Annotated in this window: 25 protein-coding genes and 1 pseudogene; 9 read left to right on the forward strand and 17 right to left on the reverse strand. The window is 66.4% G+C overall.

Annotation, left to right across the window (positions count from 1 at the left end; translation table 11 throughout):
• Window positions 1-286 precede the first annotated feature (286 nt).
• From NQ204_RS02005 to NQ204_RS02040, 8 genes are all read right to left on the reverse strand, one after another.
• Complete coding sequence (locus NQ204_RS02005; protein WP_256642930.1) at window positions 287-2647, reverse strand: TonB-dependent hemoglobin/transferrin/lactoferrin family receptor; 2361 nt, start codon at window positions 2645-2647, stop codon at window positions 287-289.
• A gap of 126 nt (window positions 2648-2773) precedes the next feature.
• The gene (locus tag NQ204_RS02010) at window positions 2774-4225 is read right to left on the reverse strand and encodes a DUF2271 domain-containing protein (RefSeq protein ID WP_256642931.1); all 1452 of its coding nucleotides are present in this window, start codon (window positions 4223-4225) and stop codon (window positions 2774-2776) included.
• Between the two features lie 112 nt (window positions 4226-4337).
• Complete coding sequence (locus NQ204_RS02015; RefSeq protein ID WP_256642932.1) at window positions 4338-5243, reverse strand: EF-hand domain-containing protein; 906 nt, start codon at window positions 5241-5243, stop codon at window positions 4338-4340.
• A gap of 30 nt (window positions 5244-5273) precedes the next feature.
• On the reverse strand, window positions 5274-6071 hold the full coding sequence (locus NQ204_RS02020; RefSeq protein ID WP_256642933.1) for a DUF4198 domain-containing protein: 798 nt from the start codon (window positions 6069-6071) through the stop codon (window positions 5274-5276).
• Window positions 6072-6215: 144 nt separating this feature from the next.
• A complete protein-coding gene (locus tag NQ204_RS02025) occupies window positions 6216-6464 on the reverse strand; it encodes a hypothetical protein (protein ID WP_256642934.1) in 249 nt (82 codons plus the stop codon).
• A 28-nt stretch (window positions 6465-6492) separates the two neighbouring features.
• Window positions 6493-6654 carry a hypothetical protein gene (locus NQ204_RS02030; RefSeq protein ID WP_256642935.1) on the reverse strand — a complete coding sequence of 54 codons (162 nt, stop codon included), beginning with the start codon at window positions 6652-6654 and terminating at the stop codon, window positions 6493-6495.
• Window positions 6651-6782, reverse strand: a complete 132-nt coding sequence (locus NQ204_RS02035; protein WP_256642936.1) for a hypothetical protein — start codon at window positions 6780-6782, stop codon at window positions 6651-6653. The genes NQ204_RS02030 and NQ204_RS02035 overlap by 4 nt, the downstream gene beginning before the upstream one ends.
• 36 nt (window positions 6783-6818) lie before the next feature.
• Complete coding sequence (locus NQ204_RS02040) at window positions 6819-8030, reverse strand: YbfB/YjiJ family MFS transporter (RefSeq protein WP_256642937.1); 1212 nt, start codon at window positions 8028-8030, stop codon at window positions 6819-6821.
• Window positions 8031-8194: 164 nt separating this feature from the next.
• Between NQ204_RS02040 and NQ204_RS02045 the strand changes: the two genes are divergently transcribed.
• The 5 genes from NQ204_RS02045 (at window position 8195) to NQ204_RS02065 (ending at window position 12177) form a co-directional block, all read left to right on the forward strand.
• Window positions 8195-9229 carry a YeiH family protein gene (locus NQ204_RS02045; protein ID WP_256642938.1) on the forward strand — a complete coding sequence of 345 codons (1035 nt, stop codon included), beginning with the start codon at window positions 8195-8197 and terminating at the stop codon, window positions 9227-9229.
• 15 nt (window positions 9230-9244) lie between these two features.
• Window positions 9245-10123, forward strand: coding sequence for a LysR substrate-binding domain-containing protein (locus NQ204_RS02050; protein ID WP_116862336.1), 879 nt, complete (start codon window positions 9245-9247; stop codon window positions 10121-10123).
• A 152-nt stretch (window positions 10124-10275) separates the two neighbouring features.
• Entirely contained in the window at window positions 10276-10881 is a 606-nt protein-coding gene (locus NQ204_RS02055) for a TetR/AcrR family transcriptional regulator (protein ID WP_256642939.1), read from the forward strand.
• A gap of 98 nt (window positions 10882-10979) precedes the next feature.
• Entirely contained in the window at window positions 10980-11663 is a 684-nt protein-coding gene (locus NQ204_RS02060; RefSeq protein WP_116862338.1) for a type 1 glutamine amidotransferase domain-containing protein, read from the forward strand.
• 118 nt (window positions 11664-11781) lie between these two features.
• Window positions 11782-12177, forward strand: a complete 396-nt coding sequence (locus NQ204_RS02065) for a hypothetical protein (RefSeq protein WP_256642940.1) — start codon at window positions 11782-11784, stop codon at window positions 12175-12177.
• Window positions 12178-12192: 15 nt separating this feature from the next.
• Here the strand turns inward: NQ204_RS02065 and NQ204_RS02070 are convergent, their stop codons facing one another.
• Entirely contained in the window at window positions 12193-12621 is a 429-nt protein-coding gene (locus NQ204_RS02070; RefSeq protein WP_243402600.1) for a hypothetical protein, read from the reverse strand.
• 417 nt (window positions 12622-13038) lie between these two features.
• Here NQ204_RS02070 and NQ204_RS02075 point away from each other — a divergent pair.
• Both NQ204_RS02075 and NQ204_RS02080 read left to right on the forward strand, forming a co-directional pair.
• Window positions 13039-13780: pseudogene (locus tag NQ204_RS02075) on the forward strand (DNA/RNA non-specific endonuclease).
• A gap of 117 nt (window positions 13781-13897) precedes the next feature.
• Entirely contained in the window at window positions 13898-14824 is a 927-nt protein-coding gene (locus tag NQ204_RS02080; protein WP_256642941.1) for a GAF domain-containing protein, read from the forward strand.
• 126 nt (window positions 14825-14950) lie between these two features.
• Here NQ204_RS02080 and NQ204_RS02085 read toward each other — a convergent pair whose 3' ends face one another.
• The 4 genes from NQ204_RS02085 to NQ204_RS02100 form a co-directional block, all read right to left on the reverse strand.
• Window positions 14951-15502 carry a cysteine hydrolase family protein gene (locus tag NQ204_RS02085; protein WP_256642942.1) on the reverse strand — a complete coding sequence of 184 codons (552 nt, stop codon included), beginning with the start codon at window positions 15500-15502 and terminating at the stop codon, window positions 14951-14953.
• Between the two features lie 203 nt (window positions 15503-15705).
• On the reverse strand, window positions 15706-16365 hold the full coding sequence (locus NQ204_RS02090) for an NAD(P)H-binding protein (protein WP_256642943.1): 660 nt from the start codon (window positions 16363-16365) through the stop codon (window positions 15706-15708).
• A 226-nt stretch (window positions 16366-16591) separates the two neighbouring features.
• Window positions 16592-17395, reverse strand: coding sequence for a DNA-formamidopyrimidine glycosylase family protein (locus NQ204_RS02095; RefSeq protein ID WP_256642944.1), 804 nt, complete (start codon window positions 17393-17395; stop codon window positions 16592-16594).
• Window positions 17388-18152: a DUF72 domain-containing protein gene (locus NQ204_RS02100; protein ID WP_116862344.1), complete on the reverse strand. Its 765-nt coding sequence runs from the start codon at window positions 18150-18152 to the stop codon at window positions 17388-17390. Before NQ204_RS02100 ends, NQ204_RS02095 begins: the two co-directional genes overlap by 8 nt.
• A 172-nt stretch (window positions 18153-18324) precedes the next feature.
• Here NQ204_RS02100 and NQ204_RS02105 point away from each other — a divergent pair, with 172 nt between their 5' ends.
• Window positions 18325-18726 (forward strand): response regulator, encoded by a 402-nt coding sequence (locus tag NQ204_RS02105; RefSeq protein ID WP_116862345.1) that lies wholly within the window; start codon window positions 18325-18327, stop codon window positions 18724-18726.
• 29 nt (window positions 18727-18755) lie between these two features.
• Window positions 18756-18950, forward strand: a complete 195-nt coding sequence (locus tag NQ204_RS02110) for a hypothetical protein (protein ID WP_116862346.1) — start codon at window positions 18756-18758, stop codon at window positions 18948-18950.
• 18 nt (window positions 18951-18968) lie between these two features.
• On the opposite strand, the gene NQ204_RS02115 is transcribed toward NQ204_RS02110, so the two are convergent.
• The 4 genes from NQ204_RS02115 to cho all read right to left on the reverse strand — a co-directional run bounded on the left by NQ204_RS02115 (window position 18969) and on the right by cho (window position 21970).
• Window positions 18969-19298, reverse strand: coding sequence for a hypothetical protein (locus NQ204_RS02115; protein ID WP_116862347.1), 330 nt, complete (start codon window positions 19296-19298; stop codon window positions 18969-18971).
• On the reverse strand, window positions 19295-20458 hold the full coding sequence (locus NQ204_RS02120; RefSeq protein ID WP_116862470.1) for a zinc-dependent alcohol dehydrogenase: 1164 nt from the start codon (window positions 20456-20458) through the stop codon (window positions 19295-19297). The genes NQ204_RS02115 and NQ204_RS02120 overlap by 4 nt, the downstream gene beginning before the upstream one ends.
• A 99-nt stretch (window positions 20459-20557) precedes the next feature.
• A complete protein-coding gene (locus tag NQ204_RS02125) occupies window positions 20558-21034 on the reverse strand; it encodes a DUF421 domain-containing protein (RefSeq protein WP_116862348.1) in 477 nt (158 codons plus the stop codon).
• A gap of 78 nt (window positions 21035-21112) precedes the next feature.
• Window positions 21113-21970 (reverse strand): excinuclease Cho, encoded by an 858-nt coding sequence (cho, locus tag NQ204_RS02130; protein WP_256642945.1) that lies wholly within the window; start codon window positions 21968-21970, stop codon window positions 21113-21115.
• Window positions 21971-22030 lie beyond the last annotated feature (60 nt).

The following is a 22030-nucleotide window of genomic DNA, read 5'->3' on the forward strand; positions in this document are numbered from 1 at the left end:
CTGACCCGCAACTGGTCACGGGTGGCGTCGGTACCGGAACCGGACGACCGGCTGGCCGACCAGACGCCCCTGAGCGGTAACGTGGGTCTGCATTGGCAGGCCTCCAAGCGTTTCTCCAGCAGTGTGGACTACAGCTACAGCGGCGGTGGCACCAACCGGCTCAGTGCCGAGTGGGCATCAAAGTGCAGTATGAGAAGAGACTGTAGAGCCATGCCATGCGTGGATGCGTTCCGTGCAACGAGGTCAGATCCCTTTCCTGCGGAAAGGGATCCGACCCCTGCCCTGCTTACAGGAAGTCGTAGCTCAGGGTGAAGCGTACATTGCGCCCCGGCTGCGACCAGCGGCCGATGCCATCAGGGCTGGTTGCACCCTGGAAGATCGCGGTACCGGCACCGGCGGTACGCACGCGGTTCCACAGGTAGTACTCCTTGTCGAACACGTTGTAGACGCCGGCCGTCAGGTTGATCTTCGGGGTGATGGCGTAGCTGCCGAACACATCCAGCAGCGTGTACTCACGTGCCTTGTAGGCGTAGACCGGCACCACTTCGACGCCGTAGCTGCCGTTGGTGATGCTCTTGCCGTAGTCCGACGGGGCCTTGCGCTGCTGGTGGGTGATGTTGGCGGTGACGCTCCAGCGGCGCGACGGCGCGTTGTAGGTCAGGCCGCCCACGGCCTTGGCCGGGATGATGCTGGCCAGCGGCTCACCGTCGTTGTCGGTGCCTTCGTTGTACGAGTAGGCCACACGGGCCAGCCAGTCATCAGCCAGCAGCCACATGCCCTCGGCTTCCACGCCCTTCACTTCCACGTCGCCGCGGTTGATCGGCATGGTGTAGGTGTAACCGTTGCTGACCACGCCGCGGCCGTTGCGGTACTGGATGCCTTCGTCGGCCAGGTACTGGGCGGTGTCGATGAATTTGCTGTACTTGTCACGGAACACCGACACGCCCACGCGCAGGCGATCGCTCTGGAAGCGCCAGCCCATCTCCAGGTTCAGGCTGCGCTCGGCAGCCAGGTCCGGGTTGCTCCGGCCATCGGGCAACGACACGGTGGCACCGTCGGATACGCGGGTGTAGTCAGTGCTGGACGCGCTGCCGTACATGTCGTTCACGCCCGGCGCGCGGAAGCCACGACCGCCCTGCACCCACAGCGACTGGGTGTCGGTGAACTTGAACTCGGCGCCCAGGTTCCAGGTCGGCGAGGCGAACCTGGAGACGCCGACGCTGCCCGCGTCGTCCTTGTAGCCCGACTGGCCGTTGCCGCCGGCCGAGGTCTCCGGGGTGTACTTGTAGCTGTCGTAACGCAGGCCGCCGGTCAGGCTGAGGCGGTCGTCGAGCAGCCGCACGCGGTCACGCACGTAGGCGGTCAGGTCGGTTTCGCGGGTGTCCGGCCACAACGACGGATCGGTATCGCGGGTGAACAGGCTGCCATCGTTGCCCCAGCGCGAGTCCACCGAGTTCCAGTGGATCTTTGCCTGCTGCCAGGCGGCACCGTAGACGATGTCATGGCGCGGGCCGGCGGCTTCAACGCTCTTGTCAAAGTCCAGGGCGACGCGGTTGCGCTTCTGCGTGTCCCAGCGGTTCTCCTGGCGCGAGCACGGGTCGGTGGTCGAGCATCGGGTGCCATAGGTGGCTGCGGTGCCGTTGGCCACCAGCACGTTGGTCTGGCCCTGGATGTAGTTCTTCTGGTAATCGGCGGTGGCTTCCATGCTGTCGAACAACGCGTTGTCCGCGCGCCAGGCGTACTTCAGGCCGTAACGGTCGCGGTCGCTGCGGTCTTCGGCGCTGCGGAAGAAGTACGAACCGGTGCCGTCGCTGCGGGTCCAGTTGTCGACATCGTTGGTGGAGCGGGCGCGCTCATACACCACGCCAAGGGTCTGGGTGTCGGTAGCCAGGAAGTTGACCTTGAACAGCAGGTTGTCGCTCTCGCGGTCGACCGGATCGGGCGTGCGGCGGCCCGGGCCAAGGCGATCGATGGTGGTGCCGTACCAGGATTCGGTCTCGTGGCCATCGCGCTTGGTGTAGACCAGCAGCGATTCGAGCCTGCCGGTGCGGTTGGCCAGGGTCAGCGACCCCATGTTCTCGTCGCTGGAACCGGTGTAGCCATACTTCACCGAACCGAAGCTGTCGTTGCCGCTGGCCTTGAGGAAGTCGGCCGGGTCCTTGGTGATGAACATCATCGCGCCGCTGAGCGCACCGCTGCCGGCGGTGATCGCGTCGGCACCCTTGATGATCTCCACTGTCTTCACTGCTTCCAGATCGACGCTGCCGCGGCCGGAACGGAAGAACTCATAGGGCTGATAGGTGCCCGGGTCCATGCTCTGCGGGAAGCTCAGGCCGTCCAGGGTGATGGACACGCGATCCGCTTCCATGCCGCGGATGTTGAACCCGTTGAAACCGGCGCGACCGAGATCGACCATTTCCACGCCGGGCACGTAACGGATGGCGTCTTCCATGCTCTGCGCGCCCTGCTGCTGCAGGTTCTTGGCCGACAGCGTGGTGACGTTCTGGTTGTCGGACTTCCTGCGCGTCTCGGTCACCTGGATGGTGTCGAGGGTGCTGTCGGCTTCGAGCGCGGCCGCACGGGCGAGAGCCGGCACGGCGAGGCTGGTGGCAACGGCCAGGGCCAGCAGTGAGGGTTGCAGTTTCATCGGGAACTCCGCAGTTGTGGAAGGTGGTTGTGCCCGTGGGCGATGTGGCCCTGGGCGTTCCTGGCTGCGGAGCGCCGGAGTGCGGCGCGGTCTGCGTTGCTGGGAGTAATCGGTACTTGGGGGTGATTAGGGCCTTGAAACCTGCAGGCTGCCGATCTCGCTGCTGCCCTGCGCCTTCGCGGGAGGACTGCGGTCCTGGCCGGTATCGATCGGCACGGACAGGAATTCGTGACCACCGCCCTGCCGCGCGGCCTCGACCTGCACGCGGTACGCACCAGGCGGCTGCGCCTGGCCGCGATCATCGCGACCATCCCAGGCCACCGAATAGCGGCCGGGCATGCGGGTCGGCCGGGCGATGCCCTGGATCGCCGGCAGATCGTCGCGGCCGTAGCGGCGCCACCACTGGGGCAGATCCTGCAGGTAGCGCGAGCGCTCGCCCAGCACCAGCAGCTGGCGCACCGGGCTGCCATCCTCGCGGGCGATCCACATCGCCAGATAGGGCGCGTGATAGCGCTCGCTGGCCAGGTTGGGCACCTGGTAATCGATGACCAGCTGCTCGGGCGCAATGGCTGCACCGTCGGTGGCCAGCAGCAAGGCCGGCCAGCGCTGCGAGGCGAAGGCGGTACCGGTGTCGCTGACGATGAGTGCGGCGACGTCCGGCATCGCATCGGCCAGTTCCAGCCCGGGGCGGATCGGCATCACCGACAGCGCGGTGGCCAGCGCATCGGCGCTGCTCGCATCTGGCGCCACCACCGTCGCCGACGGTGCGAACCGCATGGGCCAGCCCGACCAGGGGTCGAGCATGTGGCTGTACTGACGACGTCCCACCGTGTAGCCACGGGTGGCATGGCCGCTGGCAGCGATGGCCTGCGCGCGCAGCGCCACGGTGGCGAGCGCGGGCCGGTTGTCACGCGGTGCACGGGCGTCGGCAACGCCCACCGGCCAGGGTTGCCCTGCCCCGCTGGCCTGCCAGTAACGGGCATCGCCGCCGATGTCCAGACCGATCGCGGTGGCGGCAGGCGCTGCTGCACGGGCGGCGGCGAGGGCGCGATCGATGATGTAGCCCTTGGCCAGGGCATCGACATCGAACACCACTGTCTGCGGGCGGGTCACCGGCTCGCAGCCGTCAAGGCTGACCTCGGCGCTGGCCGCAGCCGATGCCATTGCACGCAGCTCCTCGCGCGTCGGCAGAACGCCGCTGTCCTGCGCCTGCCGCCAGCGATGTGCCAGCGTACCCAGGCGGCAGCTGAAAAGCCCTTCGGTACGTGCCCGCCACTCCTCGCACAGACGCAGCACGGCGCGCAGATCGCCGGAAAGCTGCTGGGGCCCGCTGCTGGCATTGAAGCGACTGAGCTCGCTGTCCGCGTGCCAGCGGCTGAGCACGGCATCCAGCCGATCGATCTCGGCGAGCGCCGCATGCTGGGCGGCAGCCGCCTGCGCTGCAGGCGCGTCAATGCGCAGGTCGAGCGAGGTGCCGAGCACATCGTCGCGGTGCAGTTCGGCAGCGCCGGCGCTGCCGGCATGCAGTCCGCACAGCGTCACGCAGGTCGCCAGCAGCAGGTTGAAAAGGGACGTCATCGAGGGCTCGATCAGGCACGGGACCTCCCGGACCACCTGATGCAGGCGGCCCGGTCAGCGGAAAGAACAACGGTTGCAACGGCGGGTCACCCGCGCGGGCTGACCCCGGCAATCAACGGCGCGGTGCGGGCGCCGGCACCTTGGCGTCGGCCGCATCGACCATGCCATCCTTGTTGCGATCGGCGGTTTCGAACAGGCGCTTGCCCGAGACCTGGTACTCGGCGAAGGTCATGTGGCCATCCTTGTCTCCGTCCAGCACGCCAAAGCGCACGTGCACCTGGCGGTCGCCGCCCTGGTTCAGGGCATCGATGCGGCGGTCCACGCGAGTCTCGAACTCGGCCAGGTACTCATCCAGGTTCAGCTGGTCATCGCCGCTGCTGTCGGTGCGGGCGAACTGCGCATCGCGCACGCGCTGGTACTCGGCGCGGTCGACCTTGCCGTCACTGTTCTCGTCGTACAGCTCCAGGAAGCCGGCCGCGGTGTGGCTGGTCGGCATGCCCAGGCGGCTGCGCTGCTGGTTGTCGAAGCGCTGGGCGCCGACGGCGGTCTTTGCCTCGCGCTGCAGTGCAGCCTTGGCATCCTTGCCCTTGCTGGCCAGTGCTTTCTGCCCGCCCTGCCAGGTCTGCTCGCCGGCGGCATCGAACTCGGCGCGCGAGACCTGGCCATTCCTGTCGGTGTCCAGCGCGCCGAAGCGGGCCTTGGTATGCTCGACCTGGGCGGCGCGTTCGCGCTCGATCTCCGCGGCCACGCGGGCATCGAACTCGGCCACGTACTCGGCTTCTTCGATAGTGCCGTTGCGGTCGGTATCGGTTGCATCGAAGCGGGTGCGGCGGAACGTCTCGAACTCTTCCCAGGTCACGCGGCCGTCGCCGTTGTCATCGTGCTCGGCGATGAACGCCAGCACGTTGTTGCCGTGGCCGCCCACCAGCGGGCGCGGGCCGGGCGCGGTCTGTGCGGAAACAGCGGAAGAAAGCAGCAGCGTGGCAACGCACGCACTGGCAAGCACGGTGGTTTTCATGTCGACCTCGGAGGCGGTGTTACGGGGAAATCAGGGATTCAGCACGCGGAACGAGAGCGTGACGCTGTTGCTGTACTCGGCCACCGGCGCGCCGGCGGGTGCAGCGGTGCGGTGGCGGGTCAGCGCGATCCAGGTGCCGGCCGCGGACAGCGGCAAGCGCACGTGCCCGGCGGCATCACTCTTCAGGTTGAGCACCTGCGGGGTGCGGTCCGAACTCCATACCGCCTCGTTGACTTCCACGGCCTGGTCGGCCAAGGGCTTGCCGTCGTACTGCACGATGAAATCGAAGGTCTCACCCACGTACAGGTCGTTGGGATGGGTGACCGGCACCAGCTCCACGCCCTTGTTGCGCGGCGCCAGCGCGGCGCGGTCGGGATTGCCGACGGTGACGTAGGTGTCGGCCTGGGTGAGCGACTGGAAATCAGAGATCACCTTGGCACCGGCCGGAATCTTCACCGCCGGGTCGCGCGAGCTCTCGCGCTTGCCATTCTGTTCCCAGGTGCGGAACAGCGCGCCCAGGCGCGGGCCGGTGCTGAGGCGGTAGGTGCCCGTGCCGGCCGGCAGCGTGTACTCGGCCACGGTGCGGGTCTTCATCACCTGCGAGGCCAGCGGCGTCTGCTTGCCGTCCGGGCCGGTCACCGAGAACTGGCTGTCATCGAACGCGGTTTCAGGGACGAAGAAGGTCTCGGCGAACGAGGCATCCATGGCAACGGTCTGCCCTGCCCGCGGCGAGAAGGTGCTGGGCACCAGGTAGGGCGTATGGGCGTGTGCCGGCAGGCATGCAGCCATTGCCAGCGCGGCGGCGGCGAGCAGGGAAAGAGTCTTCATGGGGCCTTCGTGTCGGTGAGCGTGGGCGCTGGCGAGACGAAGGTCCGGGGCTGGCGGACGGAATGCTATGCCAATTGAGATTGGTTATCAATTGGTGAAATCTGGCGGAATGTATCGTTGGGCATCACAGCCCACCAGCGCCCCTCAGCGCACAGTGCCGAGGGCGACCAGGAAACCGATCAATGCCAGCCCGTAGCCGGCCAGCAGCACACCGGCGACAAGCCTTCGCCTTTGGCCGCCCACCGCAACTGACAGAACGACGCAGGCGATGGACGCCGCCGCGCCGATCAGAAATGCCTGGAACAACCCACTGCTGCCGAGAGACCCGCGCCAGGCCAGGAACCCGGCGCATGCCAGTGCGATGGCGGCTGCCACGGCCCAGAGAATCTTCATGGCGTCGGCTTGGCCCAGGTCTGGTGGGCTAGGCGCGCACGAGCGCCATCCATCGGTAGCCGACATACACCGCACCGGCGGCAATGGGCAGCAGGCTGATCCAGACCGGCAGCTTCAGCACGAAGGACAGCACGACGCTGGCGACCTGTACCGCGACCGAAACCGCGACCACCCAGCCGTTGAACATCACGACAGCGGCCGCGTCCTCATCCCAGCGATTGGCGGCCGCCCCTTCACGGCGCGATGGCGGCCCAGCATCCAGACATCGATGAAGAAGTCCGCAATGCCTTCCAGCAGGTCCCCAATGAAGCCAGACATGTTCAATCCTTGAGCGTCGGCGCATGGTGCCGATCTTCAGCGTCGACTGCGCTGGCCGCCAAGCGTGACCGCGCGCTCACGGCAATCCGCCACATACAGCAGCAGCGCCCCGCAGCCCATCAGCGCCGCCGTGGCCACAATCGCGCCCTGGTAGCTGCCGGTCGCCCTGGCCATGTACCCGGCGATGACCGGCCCCATGATCTGCGCTACGCCATAGCCGAGAGTGATGCGGGCCATGGCCTTGGAGGGATTGGACGGCACATGGCGGCCAACCAGCGCCAGGGTGAGGCTGACGATGCCGACGAAGGTGGCGCCGAACAGCGCTGCCGACAACAGATTGATCGCCGTGCCGGACGACACCGCAGGCAGCAGCATGCCCATGCCCTGCAGGACGTAGGCCAGCAGCAGCGCCCGGATGGCACCGAAGCGTCGGGCGATGCGATCCCAGACAAAGGTGGACGGCAGCGCGGCCACGCCGACGACGACCCAGACCCAGCCGCCCCTGCCCTGCAGCACGGGCAGCTTTTCCAGGATGGCGACGATGAAGGTCGCACCGATGACGAAGCCGAAGCCCGCACAGACATAGGCCGCGTTGAGCAGGCGCATCCACGCGGATGAGGTGGCCGGTGGCGGCGGGCCCTGCGCAACCGCAGTGCTCGGCGTGGATGCCGGTGCGGGCATCCACAGCCAGGCCGGCACGAAGAACAGCAGGCCCAGCACCCCCAAGGCGATCCACTGCCCCGACCAGGTCAGCGCAAGCAGGGTCAGCACCACCGCCGCACCTGACACCACGATGCCCAACCCCATGCCAGTGAAGTGCAGGCCCAGATCCGGGCGCCGCCCGTGCTGCAGCAGCCAGTTCAGCACCAGGCCCGAGGCCAGCAGCAGCCCGGCCACGCTGGACAGCCCCGATAGGAACCGCAGCGCGCCCCAGGCCACCCGGTCGCGGGTCAGCCCCATGGTCACGGTACTGGCCACGGCCACCACCAGGCCGATGCGGTAGAGCACGTACTTCCGGCGAAGGTCGCCCGCCGTTGCCGTCAGCAGCGTGCCGGCCATGTAGCCGGCGTAGTTGATGGCAGCCAGCCAACCGGCGGCGACGTAGTCCAGGCCGGCCTGCGCCTTCATGATCGGCAGCATGGGCGTGTAGGCGAAACGGGCGAGGCCGACAGTAAGCACCAGCGCGCAGATGCCGGCGAAGATGGCGCCAAAGGGCGTGGTGTTTCCATCAACAGCGGCTTGGTTCATCGCATCGTGTGCCGTGTTCGCCCGATCGGGGCCGTTGCCGATGGTACAGCGCCGGGCCGCAGTCGTTGCCATGCCATTTCGATATGGGATGGCTGCATTATTTGTATTGGATGCATGGCTCGCGGAAGACCACACTGGCCATCCCAACCCACGCAGCTGCTGAAATGAACCGCCCGCTCTCCACCACCCCGTCCTGGATCCAGCACCATTACGAAGGCCTCCTGCTGACGGCCGCCGTCACCACCGTCGCACTCGTGCTGGGGCATTGGCTGCCACTGGTCGGTGGCCCGGTGTTTGGCATCGTGCTCGGCATCGTGCTGAAGAACCTGCTCGCGCCGGGCAGCCGCTTCGATGCGGGCATCCGCTTTGCCGGCAAACAGGTGCTGCAGTGGTCGATCATCGCGCTGGGCTTCGGGCTCAGCCTGGGCGAGGTGCTGCAGACCGGCATGGCATCGCTGTCGGTGACCCTGGTGACGATGTCGGTGGCCTTTCTCAGCGCCTGGCTGCTGGGACGCTGGCTGCGCGTGGACGGCAAGATGACCGTGCTGATCGGCGTGGGTACGGCGATCTGCGGTGGCTCGGCGATTGCGGCAGTCACGCCCATCCTCAAGCCCGACGATCACGAAACGGCGTTCTCGATCTCCACGATCTTCCTGTTCAACCTGGTGGCGGTGCTGCTGTTCCCGCTGCTCGGCCACCTGATGCACATGAGTGACCAGGGCTTCGGCCTGTGGGCAGGAACGGCCATCAATGACACCTCGTCGGTGGTGGCCGCCGGCTACGCCTACAGTGATCTGGCAGGTGGCTACGCGACCATCGTCAAGCTGACCCGCTCGACCCTGATCATCCCCGTGTGCCTGGTGCTGACCGTGGTGATGGCGGCGCTGGCGAAGCGGCGCAGCAACACCGAAGGCGCTGCGAGTGGCTTCAATCTCGGCGTGATCTTCCCGTGGTTCATCCTGTGGTTCCTGGTGGCTTCGGGCCTGCGCACCGCCGGCTGGGTGCCGGACGCCGCGCTGCCGGTGCTGCACACGCTGGCTGAAGTGCTGATCGTGTTCGCGCTGTCCGCCATCGGCCTTTCTGCCAACCTGCGGCGCATGGCCGCCACCGGCGTCCGCCCCATCCTGCTGGGCCTGGGTGTGTGGGTGGCCGTGGCGACCAGCAGCCTCGTGGTGCAGTACTTTATCGGGCAGCTCTGACCGAAACCCACGCGCATGAACCTCCATCACCTGGCCATCTTCCATGCCATCGCCGAGACCGGCAGCATCTCCGCTGCTGCGATCCGCGTGCGCGTGTCCCAACCGGCGCTGTCGAGGGAATTGAAGGATTTCGAGGGGCGTCTGGGGGTGGTGCTGTTCGAGCGGCTGCCGCGCGGCATGCGGCTGACCGAACCGGGCAAAGTGCTGCATGCCTACTCGGCACGATTGTTCGCGGTGGCCGACAGCGCACAGGCGGCGATGCGCGATTTCGCCGATGCCCGCGCCGGGCAGCTGTCGATGGGCGCCAGCAACACCATCGGTACCTATGTGCTGCCGCGTTTCGTCGCCCAGTTCCGCACCCTGTTCCCGCAGGTGGGTATTTCCCTGTTTGTCGGCAACACCGAACAGGTTGCACAGGGCGTGGCCGACCTGCGCTTCACCGTCGGCTTCGTCGAAGGACCGGTCCGGGTCGAAGGCGTTGTTGCCGAAGAGTTCAACCGCGACGAGCTGATCCCCGTGGTGGGTGCGCAGCATCCGTTGGCCGGTCGCAGGCGCGGAAAGCCGACCGACATCAACGGGCTGCCGTTGCTGATGCGCGAACCCGGCTCGGGCACCCGTGAGCTGATCGGCGAGATGTTGCAGCAGCTGGACGTGGAGACCGGCAGCATCGTGGAGTTCGGCAATACCGAGGCGCTGAAGCAGGCCGCGATCCACGGCGGCGGCATTGCCTGGCTGCCCAGCATCAGCGTGGCGCGTGACCTGCAGGACCGCAGCCTGGTCCGGCTTCCGGTGCGGGCGCTGGGGTTGCAACGGCCGCTCAGCATCCTGCGCCGCGAAGGGGCCTACCAGGTGCCGGCGGTCGAGGCCTTCCTGCAGAAGGTGCGCAAGGGCTGAGCGGTGCGAAGCGCTGCTCCTCTCCTGTAGCCGAGCCCCTGCTCGGCTGAAGGCCCTGAGTCGAGCATGGCTCGACTCTACGAAAGGCGGTCAAGCGCACGCGCCTGAGACGTCCCTAGACGACCGGTCTAATTGAGAGTATCGTCACTCCCATGAACCCCGCCCCCGACATTGCAGGCACCGACGTCCGCCAGAAGATCCTGGCCAGCGGCCGCCGCACCATGGGCGGCAAGGGCTTCTCGGCGGTCGGCCTGAACGAGGTGCTGACCGCCGCAGGCGTGCCGAAGGGCTCGTTCTACCACTACTTCGGCTCCAAGGAGGCCTTCGGCGAAGCACTACTGCAGGACTACTTCGACGAATACCTGGCCGAGATGGACCAGATCTTCGGCAGCGCTGGCCAGAACAAGGCCGAGCAGCTGGAGCGCTACTTCGCCGCGTGGATGGAAAGCCAGTCCTTCGAGGACTGCCAGGGAAAGTGCCTGGCGGTGAAACTGGGCGCCGAGGTGGCTGACCTCTCGCCGGCCATGCGTGCGGCCCTGCGCAGCGGCACGGCCGGCATCATCGTGCGCCTGACGCGGGCGATCGAAGGCGGCCAGGCCGACGGCTCCCTGGCCAGCAACGGTGATGCCGCCGCGCTGGCACAAAGCCTCTATCAGCTGTGGCTGGGCGCCAGCATCATGGTCAAGATCGTGCGCGGCCCGCAGCCCTTCGAGAACGCGCGCCTTACCACCCGACAGATTCTGCATCCCTCACGCTGAGCGAGGGATGCGTAAGACACACTCCCCGTGGAGTGTTTTTTACGACCGAGCCTTAGACGACCGGTCTACTGCTTCATCCTTCCAACAGGAGCACCACCATGAAAGTCCTCATCGTTCTGACCTCGCACGACCAGCTTGGCGACACCGGGCACAAGACCGGCTTCTGGCTGGAAGAACTGGCAGCCCCCTACTACGCCTTCAAGGACGCAGGCGCGGAGATCGTGCTGGCCTCGCCCAAGGGCGGCCAGCCGCCGCTGGACCCGAAGAGCAACGAGCCGGCGTTCCAGACCGAACTCACCCACCGCTTCGAAGCCGACGCCGACGCCAAGGCGCAGCTGGCCGCCACCGTCCGCCTGGACAGCGTCAACGCTGCCGACTTCGACACAGTGTTCTACCCCGGCGGCCACGGTCCGTTGTGGGATCTGGCCAATGATGCCCACTCCATCGCGCTGATCGAATCGTTCGTCGCCAGCGGCAAGCCGGTCGGCCTCGTCTGCCACGCACCGGGCGTGCTGCGCCAGGTCAAGGCGCCCGATGGCACGCCGCTGGTCGCCGGCAAGCAGGTCACCGGCTTTGCCAACACCGAGGAAGACGCGGTGGGCCTGACCCAGGTCGTGCCCTTCCTGGTGGAGGACATGCTGAAGGACCTGGGCGGTGACTACAGTAAGGGTCCGGACTGGGGTTCGTACGTGCGGCGCGATGGCCTGCTGGTGACTGGCCAGAACCCGGGCTCGTCGGCCGAAGCCGCCACGGTGCTTATCCAGGCAGTCGCCAAGGCCTGAGAGCCATGAAGGAGCGATCCGGCGCACACGCCCGGATCGCTTCGCTCCCCCGTGCTACGGTGCGCACACAGGCATGCTGCGTCTTTGCCAGAACGTTCCCCCACACCGGGCAGTTCCCATGAAACGCACCCAGGCGACACCCAGCACGTCCACCGATACGGCGCCGCCCGATCTGTTCGGCGCCCTGCGCCACATGCTGCTGCGTCATCGCGATGGCCTGCTCGTGGTCCAAGATACGGACCAGCATTTCTACGCCAACTGCCGCACGCCGGGCGCCAACGGCAAGGCACAGTTCTTCGGTGCGGTGAAGGTGTCCGGGCGCAAGCACGCCCTCCACCTGATGCCCGTCTATGACCATCCCGAACTGTTGGCTGGCATCAGCCCTGCGCTGAAGCAGCGCATGCAGGGTAAGTCCTGCTTCAACTTCGACCGCTGGGATGAGCCACTGCTGCAGGAACTGCAGGCGCTGGTGGACCAGGGCGCCGCCCGTTACGCGGCTGAAGGCAGGCGCTGAGGCCTGCCGGCGCGCCTAGCGTTCCCGGCAACGCAGCCACCCGCCCGACGGCGACGCCACCTGTTCCCAACCGTTGGCCAGCCGCCGGAAAGCCTGGCCACCAACGCAGGCAGTGCCGGTCCGCTTCGCTTCGGCCGAACCCAGCGCAGGCAGCGCGCTCACCTCGGTGGAGGGGCCGGGACGACCGGCCTGGCGGGCTTCGTTCTGCAGCGTAGTGGCCTCGACCCCATCGCAGTAGGCCTTGGCGGCGGGATGCGGATGCTTCGGCCACGCGTACTGCGCGCAGTTGAAGGGCGTGGTGCTCTTCGCCATCGAGTTGTGGGCCGGCCGTGGCGCGGCCGGCAGCGGTTTTCGCGCGGGGCCGGTTGCGGAGCGGATCTGCTGGGCGGCGGCCGGAAGTGCGGCGACCAGCAGCCACGCCAGCACCAGGGGGCGAACATCCATGACCTGTCCTCGTTCCTTGAGTCTGTACTGCGGTGGCGCACGCGTGTGACGCGTCACGCTTCCGATGGATCAACGCGCTTATTCTGCCGCAAATCCCCCGCCCGCCGATACCAGCCCGCGCGCCCGCCATGCGCAGGTTTCACCCTGCGGTCTGCGATCTGACACACGCAGGACGCTTGCGCCGGGTCACCACTCCGGACATCCAGCGTTGACCTGAAAGCGACACGCGCTGACGCTTACGGCACCGCGCGCCACCTCGGTGGCCAGGGAGCGCGGTCGAGTTCCTCCTGCATGACCGGCACCCGCCGGGTTCCAACCGCAGTCCTCACCCACCCACACGCGCAGTGCCTCCGCATGGCGAACGCTTTTACCGTGAGGGCGTCCTGCGTCCTGGAAAAACCTGACGGAGACACTGTAATGCGCCTTGCGACGTTCCTGTTCGTCCTGGTCCTCAGCGCCTTTGCCGGCGCCGCCCACGCGGAAACGGTCAACCCTCGACAAGGGCGGCTTCGTGCTGACCTATCACTGCAGCATCCACGGCGCCACGCGGTACGAATACACCCTGCTGGCCGATACCGGCACGGCCAAGCGACCGTCCAGCTTCTACAGGGACACGGACCTGCCCACCGGCTGCCTGGGCCAGAACAGCACCGCGTCGTACGCCAGCATCCATGCCGGCTATGACCGTGGGCATCTGGTCACCTCCAACCACATGGACTACGACACCACCTACATCCGCCGCGCCAACTTCATGACCAACATCGTGCCGCAGGTGTCCAGCTTCAACCAGGGCATCTGGGTGAAGGCCGAGACCGTGGCCGAGTGCTACCGCGACATCGCGCCGGTGGACGTCTATGGCGGCGTGGTCTACGGCGATGCCGCCAACGATTACTTCCTGGCCAGCCACGGCATTCCGACACCGGAGTTCTTCTGGAAGACGATCATCACCCGCGACCCGCAGACCGGTACCGCCAAGGCGATCAGCTGGATCATTCCCCATGAGGCCAACGTAGGCAGCCTGGACAACTACCTGGTGACCATCGCCGACCTGGAAGAACTGCTCGGCGCCAGCTACGTGGCGATCAACGCACCGGCGTCGCTGAAAAACATGGTGCCGGCGACCACCTGGCCGCAGCCGGCCGGCTGCGACCTGGGCTGAGTCCCGCACCCTGCCCCGGCCATGCGCTGGGGTACGGGCCGGGTGCGGCGGTGGTTCATCCATTGAATGCAGGCGTGCTCTAGCATGAGCGACGACTTTTGATTGCCCAGGATCATCATGACGGATCATTCTTCTGCCGCATTCACTGAAACCGAACGCCAGCACGCGCTGGATGCGCTGCACGTGGTCGGCAGCCTGCCCGAGCCCGCCTACGACGATATCGTGAAGGTGGCGGCCGCCGTCTGCGGTACGCCGATGGCTCTGGTGACCCTGATCGATCGTGATCGCCAGTGGTTCAAGGCCCGCATCGGCGTGGATGGCAGCGAAACCGACCGCGACGTGGCGGTGTGCGACCACGCCATCCGCCAGCCCGAGCAGCTTCTGGAAGTGGGTGACCTGAAACAGGACAGCCGCTTCGTCGACAACCCGGTGTTGAATGAGATGGGTGCGCGCTTCTACGCGGGCATGCCGCTGGTCACCCGCGAAGGCGCGGCGGTCGGCAGCGTCTGCGTGGTCGACCTGACCCCTCGTTCGCTCAGCCAGCAGCAGCGCGAAGCCCTGCAGGCCCTGGCCCGGCTGACCATGAATCTGATGGAAGCGCGCAGCCGCGAGCGCGAGCAGGAAGTGGCGACCATCCTCGAGCAGAGCCCGCTGGTGGAAGCCGCGCACGCCACCACCGGCACCGCCTGCACCGTGGTCATCCTCGAGCTGCAGGACCTGGCCGGCCTGGCCGAGCAGATGGGCGAACGCAGCCTGGAGCGCCAGCTGCAGCAGCTGGACGTGGCGCTGGAGCAGTGCCTGGATGCCGGACGTGGCGACAGCATCAACCGGGTCACCGGCAGCGGCGAGTTCATCGCGGTGCTCGGCAGCGACCAGGCCGCCGAGACCCTGGCCGCCCTGCAGGCCGTGGCCGACGGTGCTTCCTCGCGACTGCAGCGGCCGCTGCTGATGGGCGCCGCAGGCGGTACCGGCGAGGAGAGCACAAGTGCGGTCTTCCTGCGTGCCGACCGTGAGCTGAGCGCGCGCAAGGACGAGCAGCGCTGAGCGAGGGTGACTGTGCCAACCCAGGTGGCCATCTACCAGACCGGCTGATGATCCTGCCCTGGTAGCCGCCAACCTTGGTTGGCGACGGAGCATCGACGGCCCGCCAAGGTATGCGTCGTGGAAGGCCTACGCTGCCGCGAACGCGCAGTCAGCGGTCTCCACCAGAGTTACAAAGGCCGTTCCCAGCGTGGCGTTGTGGTGCTCGACGATGGTCTTCGCCGCCAGCACCGGCGAGTCGGTGGTGGTGTGCGCGTCGGCCACCAGCACGGCCGCAACGCCGAGGTCGCGCGCGGCGCGGCAGGTGGTGTCCACGCAGTAATCGGTCTTCATGCCGACAATCACCAGCTCCTCGATGCCGCCCGCGGCCAGTCCCTCGGCCAGGCCGGTCTCGAAGAAACAGTTGGGCCGCGTCTTCTCGAACACGGTGTCGCGCGCCGGATCGATGGCGAGGTCGGCGAGCAGCTGCGACAGCGGACTGTCGCAGGCCAGCGGCGAGCCTGCGGGGCCGACATGGCGTGCGACAAACACCGGGGCACCGGCGGCATGTGCGCGGTCGATCAGCGCATTGATGTTGGCCAGCACGTCGTCAGCGCGGTATGGGCGGTGCGCGCCGTTGAACAGGCCGTGCTGCATGTCGATGACCAACAGGCCGCGGCGGGGGATTCGGGAAGAGCTCATGAGGTTTCTCCTGTGGGATGGGTACGGACGGAGAAACGAAAAGACCCCGTCAATGACTGGCGGGGTCCTGAGGGGTGGCGCTACATCACGTCACGTAACGACCTCACGACCTGCCAGCGGCAGTCGTGGTGGTAGTGGTGACGGTGGCGGCTCGGAAGACCATGAATCCGATGCTGCGTCAGCGCGGGGTTGCGGTCAAGCCCTTACGCCGGTGACAGCGCCTGCAGCGCGTCGAACACCGGGGTGTCGCCCTCGGTGAGTTCGATGATGCAGCGGCGCAGCTGCGGGTGTTCGATCAGGGCCAACAGCGTGGCAGCGACGTCGGCGCGGGCGATGTTGCCGTAGGGAATCGCCAGACCGGCGCGCACCCGGCCGGTGCCAGGTTCATCGCTAAGCGTGCCCGGGCGCAGGATCACCCAGTCCAGCGGGCTTTCGGCCAGATGCACGTCGGCGCGTTTCTTCACCACCATGTAGTTCTCGAACGTATCCGACAGGTGCTTGCCACGCCCGGCCTCCGGGAAGGCCGATACCAGCAGAAAGCGCGGCACTGCGGCGGCCTGTGCAGCGGCGACGGCCAGTTCCAGTCCGCGTCCATCGATGGCGTCGGTCATCGACGCGCCGCCCTTGCCAGCGGCACCGGCCGAGAACACCACCACGTCGCAGCCTTTCATCAGTGCCGCCAGCGCGGCGACATCCAGCTGCAGCAGGTCGCCCTGCACCGGGCGTGCGCCGAGGGCGGTGAGTTCGGCGGCCTGTTCCTGCGCACGGTGCAGTGCCAGTACGCGGTGGCCGCGTGCGCTGGCCTGCTGGGCCAATGAACGACCGACCTTGCCGGCCGCGCCGACGATGAAAACCTGGCTCATGCTGGATCCTGTGGGGGGGAGCGGTGTCCAGTGTGGAGCGTCCAGGTCGAACACAGCGTGATTGGCAGACATGACGCTCCCTCACTCACCGAGACTCCCCATGGCCATCAAGACCGCCGAAGACCTCTTAATCCACCAATTGTCGGATATCTACAGCGCCGGCGCGGCTCGCCTGGCGTCGTCGTCGGCATGCAGCTTCAACGCCACCGTACTGACAGGTCAGCCGTCAACGCGGAACCTTCGGGCGTGATCGCCGGGAAGATGCGGCCTGCTCTGTCGTCAGCGATGGAGCATCTTCCGGTCCGTACAGGTGCTGGCAACACGGGCAGAAGAACGTTCGGCGCCGCGTGGTCCCCATGTACAGTTTGCTGATTGGCCCACCACAACCCGGGCATGTTTTCCGGGCGTGCACCTCCCAGTGCTTTTTGAGTTCGTGCCCACGCTTCCAGCGCAGGAAGTCGAAGCTGTAATTGCGCGCCTCATGGATCAGGCGGGTCAACACACGGGGAGGCAGGTTCCCTACCCGGCTCCCAGGATGCACGGCGATACGGAACAGCACTTCATTCTTGATGATGTTACCAACGCCGGAGAACACGGCCTGATCCAGCAGGGCGTCGCAGACGAGCACATCGGGCATGGCTTTCAGCTTGCGGCGTGCCAGGTGTGCATCCCAGGCGTCGCTCATCACGTCCGCCCGCCAATCGTAGACATCGTCCAAAGGCTGTTCGATCAGCTTCACCGAGCACGCGTAGAAGTTCAACTCGTCTCTGTCGAACTGCAAAGCAACCCTCGGCACGGCATCCTTTCGCTCGTTGATACGGTAGCTGCCGAACAGCATGAGGTGGATCCGCAGCGTGACGTGGCTGAACTCCAGCAGGAAATGCTTGCCCCAGCTGCGTACCGCCTTTATCCGGCGTCCTAGCAGGGGTGTCAGGTCCACCCGGCTGTTGCCTCCGACATGGCGCACGGTCCTGCCCTTGAACCGGGCCGCCTCTTCGCGTAGCAGGACAATGGAGGGGCCTTCAGGCATGGCGGTTCTCCTTCAGCAGGGTTTGCAGGCGCAGCGCGTTGGGTATGGCGTGACCCTGCGCGGTGTTGTCCAGGATGATCCAGGCCGGACCTTGGCCGGCAGCTGCACCTGCCGCCTGGGCAAGCGCGCGCAGGTCCCTGTCCGGGTAACTGCTGTAGTACATGCGCGGTCGACCGTGCCACCGCCAGTAACTCCAGTGCCGCGCGCCACCGGGCTCAGCCGCGCGGGGAACCCGCGCGGGATCGGCGGCGACGCGTGCGATGCCGTGACGCTCCATCAATGCGTCAGCCGGCGCCGAGAACCAGCTTTCATGCCGGGGTTCGCAGGCAATGGCTACGTCCGTGCGACGCTTGACTGCGCGGAAGAAGGTCGATGCCACGCGGGCATCAAAGTCCAGGCGCGGCGGCAGTTGCAGGAGCAACGCGCCCAGCCGGTCGCCCAGATGGTTCACTGCATGGATAAAAGGGTCAAGCAAGGGCGCCGCCCCCCGCAGGCCGGCCTCATGACTGATTGCCTGCGGCATCTTTACCGAGAACCGGAAATGCGCGGGCACGGCCTGCGCCCATCGTGCATAGGTCTCTGGCTTGTGTGGGCGGTAGAACGAAGAGTTGATCTCCACCCGCGAAAAGCGGGTCGCATAGCGCTGCAGTGCACTCTGCCCCTCGCCGAAGTCCCCTGCATATGCGGACGGCAAGGACCACCCTGCGCAGCCTGCCTGAATGGACTCAAATGGCGAGGTTTGAGGCGCGGTCTGCATGAATCCAGCTTCCCGCACCCCGCGTCCTGCGGGGGTGAACCAGGCACGCGTCCCGTGTGAAAGGCCCGCGCAGGCGCAGCAGTTTCGCATGTCGCACACAGCGGGCAGTCACTGCCTTGATGCCCAGAAGCGGACAGTACCTTCCAATAAGAAGTAATGATCAGGGTTTGGCATGCAGAAGTACGGAAATGAACAGACGAAGGAGCATTGTCTGCTGCTGGTGGAAGACCAGCTGGACCTGGCTGAACTGGTCGAGGATGCGCTGGCGAACGAAGGAAACACCATCACGCACGCTGAAAGCGTATTTGAAGCCCTCAACCTCCTGCGCAGCGAGCGGTTCGATGCCGCCATTCTCGATATCGAGCTTGGCGACGGCGTCGTGTTTCCGGTAGCCGATCGCTTGGCGGAGCTGGGCGTGCCCTTCCTGTTTGCCTCCGCGGTCTACGACCAGGTCGTGCCTGCGCGGCACCAGAAGGCGCGCTTCGTAGCCAAGCCGTTCCACATCCCGCAGCTGCAGGAAGCGGTGAACCAGACGCTCGCCCAGAGCCGGGCCAGCCATCCGGCATCGCGCTGATGCCGCATCTACTGCAAGGAATTTCTTCAATGAGCAAGCTACCGTTCAATCCCACAGGTGACGCCAGCGATCAGGACAAGGCGCATACACCGGATAAGGTCCGTACCGATCAGAGTTGGAAGAAAGGCAGGGACATGCCGGAACAGGACGAGACAGCACATCCCGACGATTACGAGCGCCCAGAGGTCGATCCGACAGGTGATCATCACCGCTCGAAGCCCTGAGTTGCTTTGCCCAGAACGTCAAAGTGAGCCGAACCAGCTCGCGTACGGCGTATTCTTCACCAGACAGCGGTTGTAGTCCTTGCCGCCATCTGTCCACCACACCGGGCCGCGCTCGCCGAGGCCTCGTTTAGCCACATCCACGGCGCGGCGCGCACTCCGCAGCGCCATCGCCTCGCCGTTCCTCAGTGCCGCCTGTACCGCGCGCCGCGCGTCCATGAGCGCCGCCACCCACCGCGCACGTTCGGTGGCGGTGAGATTCGGGTTGGTCGCGCGCCAGAGTCGGCTGCGCACCACGATGTAACGCTTGTCCGGGGTCAGTGGAGCACCGCGCGCACGATCGCTTGTCACGGGGTCAGCACGATCTTCCGGCAGTCATCGTCTTTCGCGTCGAACATGGCATAGCCCTGCGCGGCGTCGGCCAGGCTCATCCGGTGCGAAATGATGTTGCCGGGGTCCAGCTTGCCCTCCAGGATGGCGGTCAGGAGCTCAGGCATGAGGCCCTGCACATGGGTCTGCCCCATCTTGAAGGTCAGGCCCTTGTCGAATGCATCCCCCAGAAGGAAGCCGTGGATGAAGCCGGCATAGACGCCAGGAATACTGACGACGCCGCCACGGCGAGCGGCAGCAATGCACTGGCGGATCGCAACACCGCTGCTGCCTTCCAGTTTCACTGCGGTCAACGCAGTTTCAAGCGAGCTGCCCTCCGCCTCGAAGCCAACCGCCTCGATACAGGCATCCACGCCTCGTCCGCTGGTCTGGCTGACGATGTAGTCGGCGGGATCTTCCACCTTGCTGAAATCGATGGGCGTGATGCCATAGGTGCGCTGCGCGAAATCCAGCCGATACGGCAGATGATCGACCATGAAGATGGTTTCCGCACCCAGCAGGCGGCAGCAGGCAGCGCTCATCAACCCCACCGGGCCTGCACCGAAGATGGCAACCGTCGAGCCCTTCTTCACTCCGGCGTTGAGTGCGGCCTGGTAGCCGGTCGGCAGGATGTCGGACAGGAACAGCACCTGCTCATCTGCCACGCCGTCAGGGATCCGCAGCGGACCCACGTTGGCCTTGGGCACCCGCACGAATTCCGCCTGGCCGCCCGCGACCCCACCGTAGAGGTGGCTGTACCCAAACAATGCGGCCGGCGGCATCATTCCCTTCGCATTGAGCGCCGCGCCTTTGCCGGGGTTGGTGGTCTCGCACGCGGCATACTCCGCAAGCTGGCAGTGGAAGCATTCCCCACAGGCGATCACGAACGGGATGACCACGCGGTCACCAGGGCGGACCTGGGTCACGCCCCTGCCAACCTCTTCCACGATACCCATGAACTCGTGGCCCAGCACGTCGCCGCTGTGCAGGTCGGGAATCTTGCCCCGGTACAAGTGCAGGTCAGAGCCACAGATGGCGGTGGCGGTAACCCGCAGAATGAGGTCGTCCTCGGCAGCGAGTACCGGATCGGGTACGGTCTCAACGCGGACATCCTTGCGGCCGTGATAGGTCAGCGCCTGCATCATCGTTCTCCTGCCGTTGGGGGCTGCAGCATTGCATGGTCACCGCTGTGCCGGCGGTGACATTACCGTGTGCGGCGCGTGCATTCCTCTGCTGCGGCTTCAGCGGTCTTCGGCATCCACGGTGATCTCTCCCGAGGTCTCCAGCATGGCCAGTTCGATCTGGTGATGGCCATCGCAGCCTGCCTTGCGCATGGCCACGTCCAGGTCCTCCGGCGCTACGTTGCAGCGGCGCACCTGGTCCCAGAACACCTTGCCGTTGCGCACCAGCACGACCGGCGCGCCTTCAACCCAACGGTGCAGCCGACGATTGCGCGCGGTCACGTAGCCGACCAGCCAGTTCAGACCCAGCAGCGTGGCTGCAAGGATGAGCCCGCCAAGCAGCGAGGTGTCCTCGCCGATCAGCGAGTTCTGGACCGCCGTGCCCAGCAGGACGATGACCAGCATGTCAAACGGTGCGGACTGCCCGATCGATCGCTTGCCACTGAGGCGCGTCAGCAGCAGCACCACGACATAGACGGCGGTGGCGCGTAGTACGAACTCGAACCACGGCATGCCCAGCTCGAACAGATCGCTCATGGTCTTCTCCCTGCATGGCCTGCCCGGAGGGATACAGAACAGGTCGTCCACGCTGCGTGACTCCGTCTGAGCGGGCTCCTACAGCGCGTGCAGGGCCCATTGACCCAACAACAGCCCCTTGCGAAGGATGCGGTACGCGTCGCGGTCGAAGACCGGATCACTGCGGCGCACGCGCCGGGCAGCGGCCAGGGTCTTCGCGCTGCCATGATAGAACCATCCATCAACGACGTGGAATTGCCGCATCGCTTCGCCGCGTTCCTCGATGGCCACGGGCCCGGCGTAGGGCCATTCGGCAATCTCCAGCAGCGTGAGCGCATCGGCCAGCCGCTGCTGATGCTCGGCAAGGGTCTCGCCGCCGCAGCAGGCGCCGGCACACTGGCGCAGCATCGAGCGGAAGCACGGGCGTCCAGAGGGAAGCCGCTCCAGGCCCAGCAGCGAATAACACAGGCGGTTCTCATCCGCCACGCGGCGCAGCGATTCACGTGCGGCGCGGGCACTTGAGTAGATGCCGTACAACATCGGCGTGGAGGTCAGATCCACCTCTGACGAGTTCACCACGCTGATCTCGCCCCGGTACAGACGGAGGCTGAATTGACGCGGCAGGCGCCGCAATAGGCGGTTGTACAGCGGGCGCTGTTCTTTCACCATCGCGGCCTCCAGCAGCTGCGCTCCCAGGTCCCCGGCCATCGGCAGGTGACTGATGCGCTCGGACTGGCGCAGCATCGCAGCTTCCTCGGCCGTCCGTAGATGGTCCATCACCCGCGTGCGCAGGTTGATGCTCTTGCCGATGTAGAGCGGCAGGCCACCCTCGCGGCCGTGGAAGGTGTAGACACCGGGCTGTGCAGGCAGCGCCTGCGCCTGCTCGCGCAGATGCTCGGGAAACACATACCCGGCGGCGCGGGCGGAACGGCGCGCGGCCTGCGCATTGGAAGGCATCAAGGGCAGCAGTCAGGACAGTGGCACCAGCGATGCATGATAGGCAAGCGCCGCAGAACC

The organism is Stenotrophomonas testudinis, from assembly GCF_024499815.1.
GTDB lineage: Bacteria > Pseudomonadota > Gammaproteobacteria > Xanthomonadales > Xanthomonadaceae > Stenotrophomonas.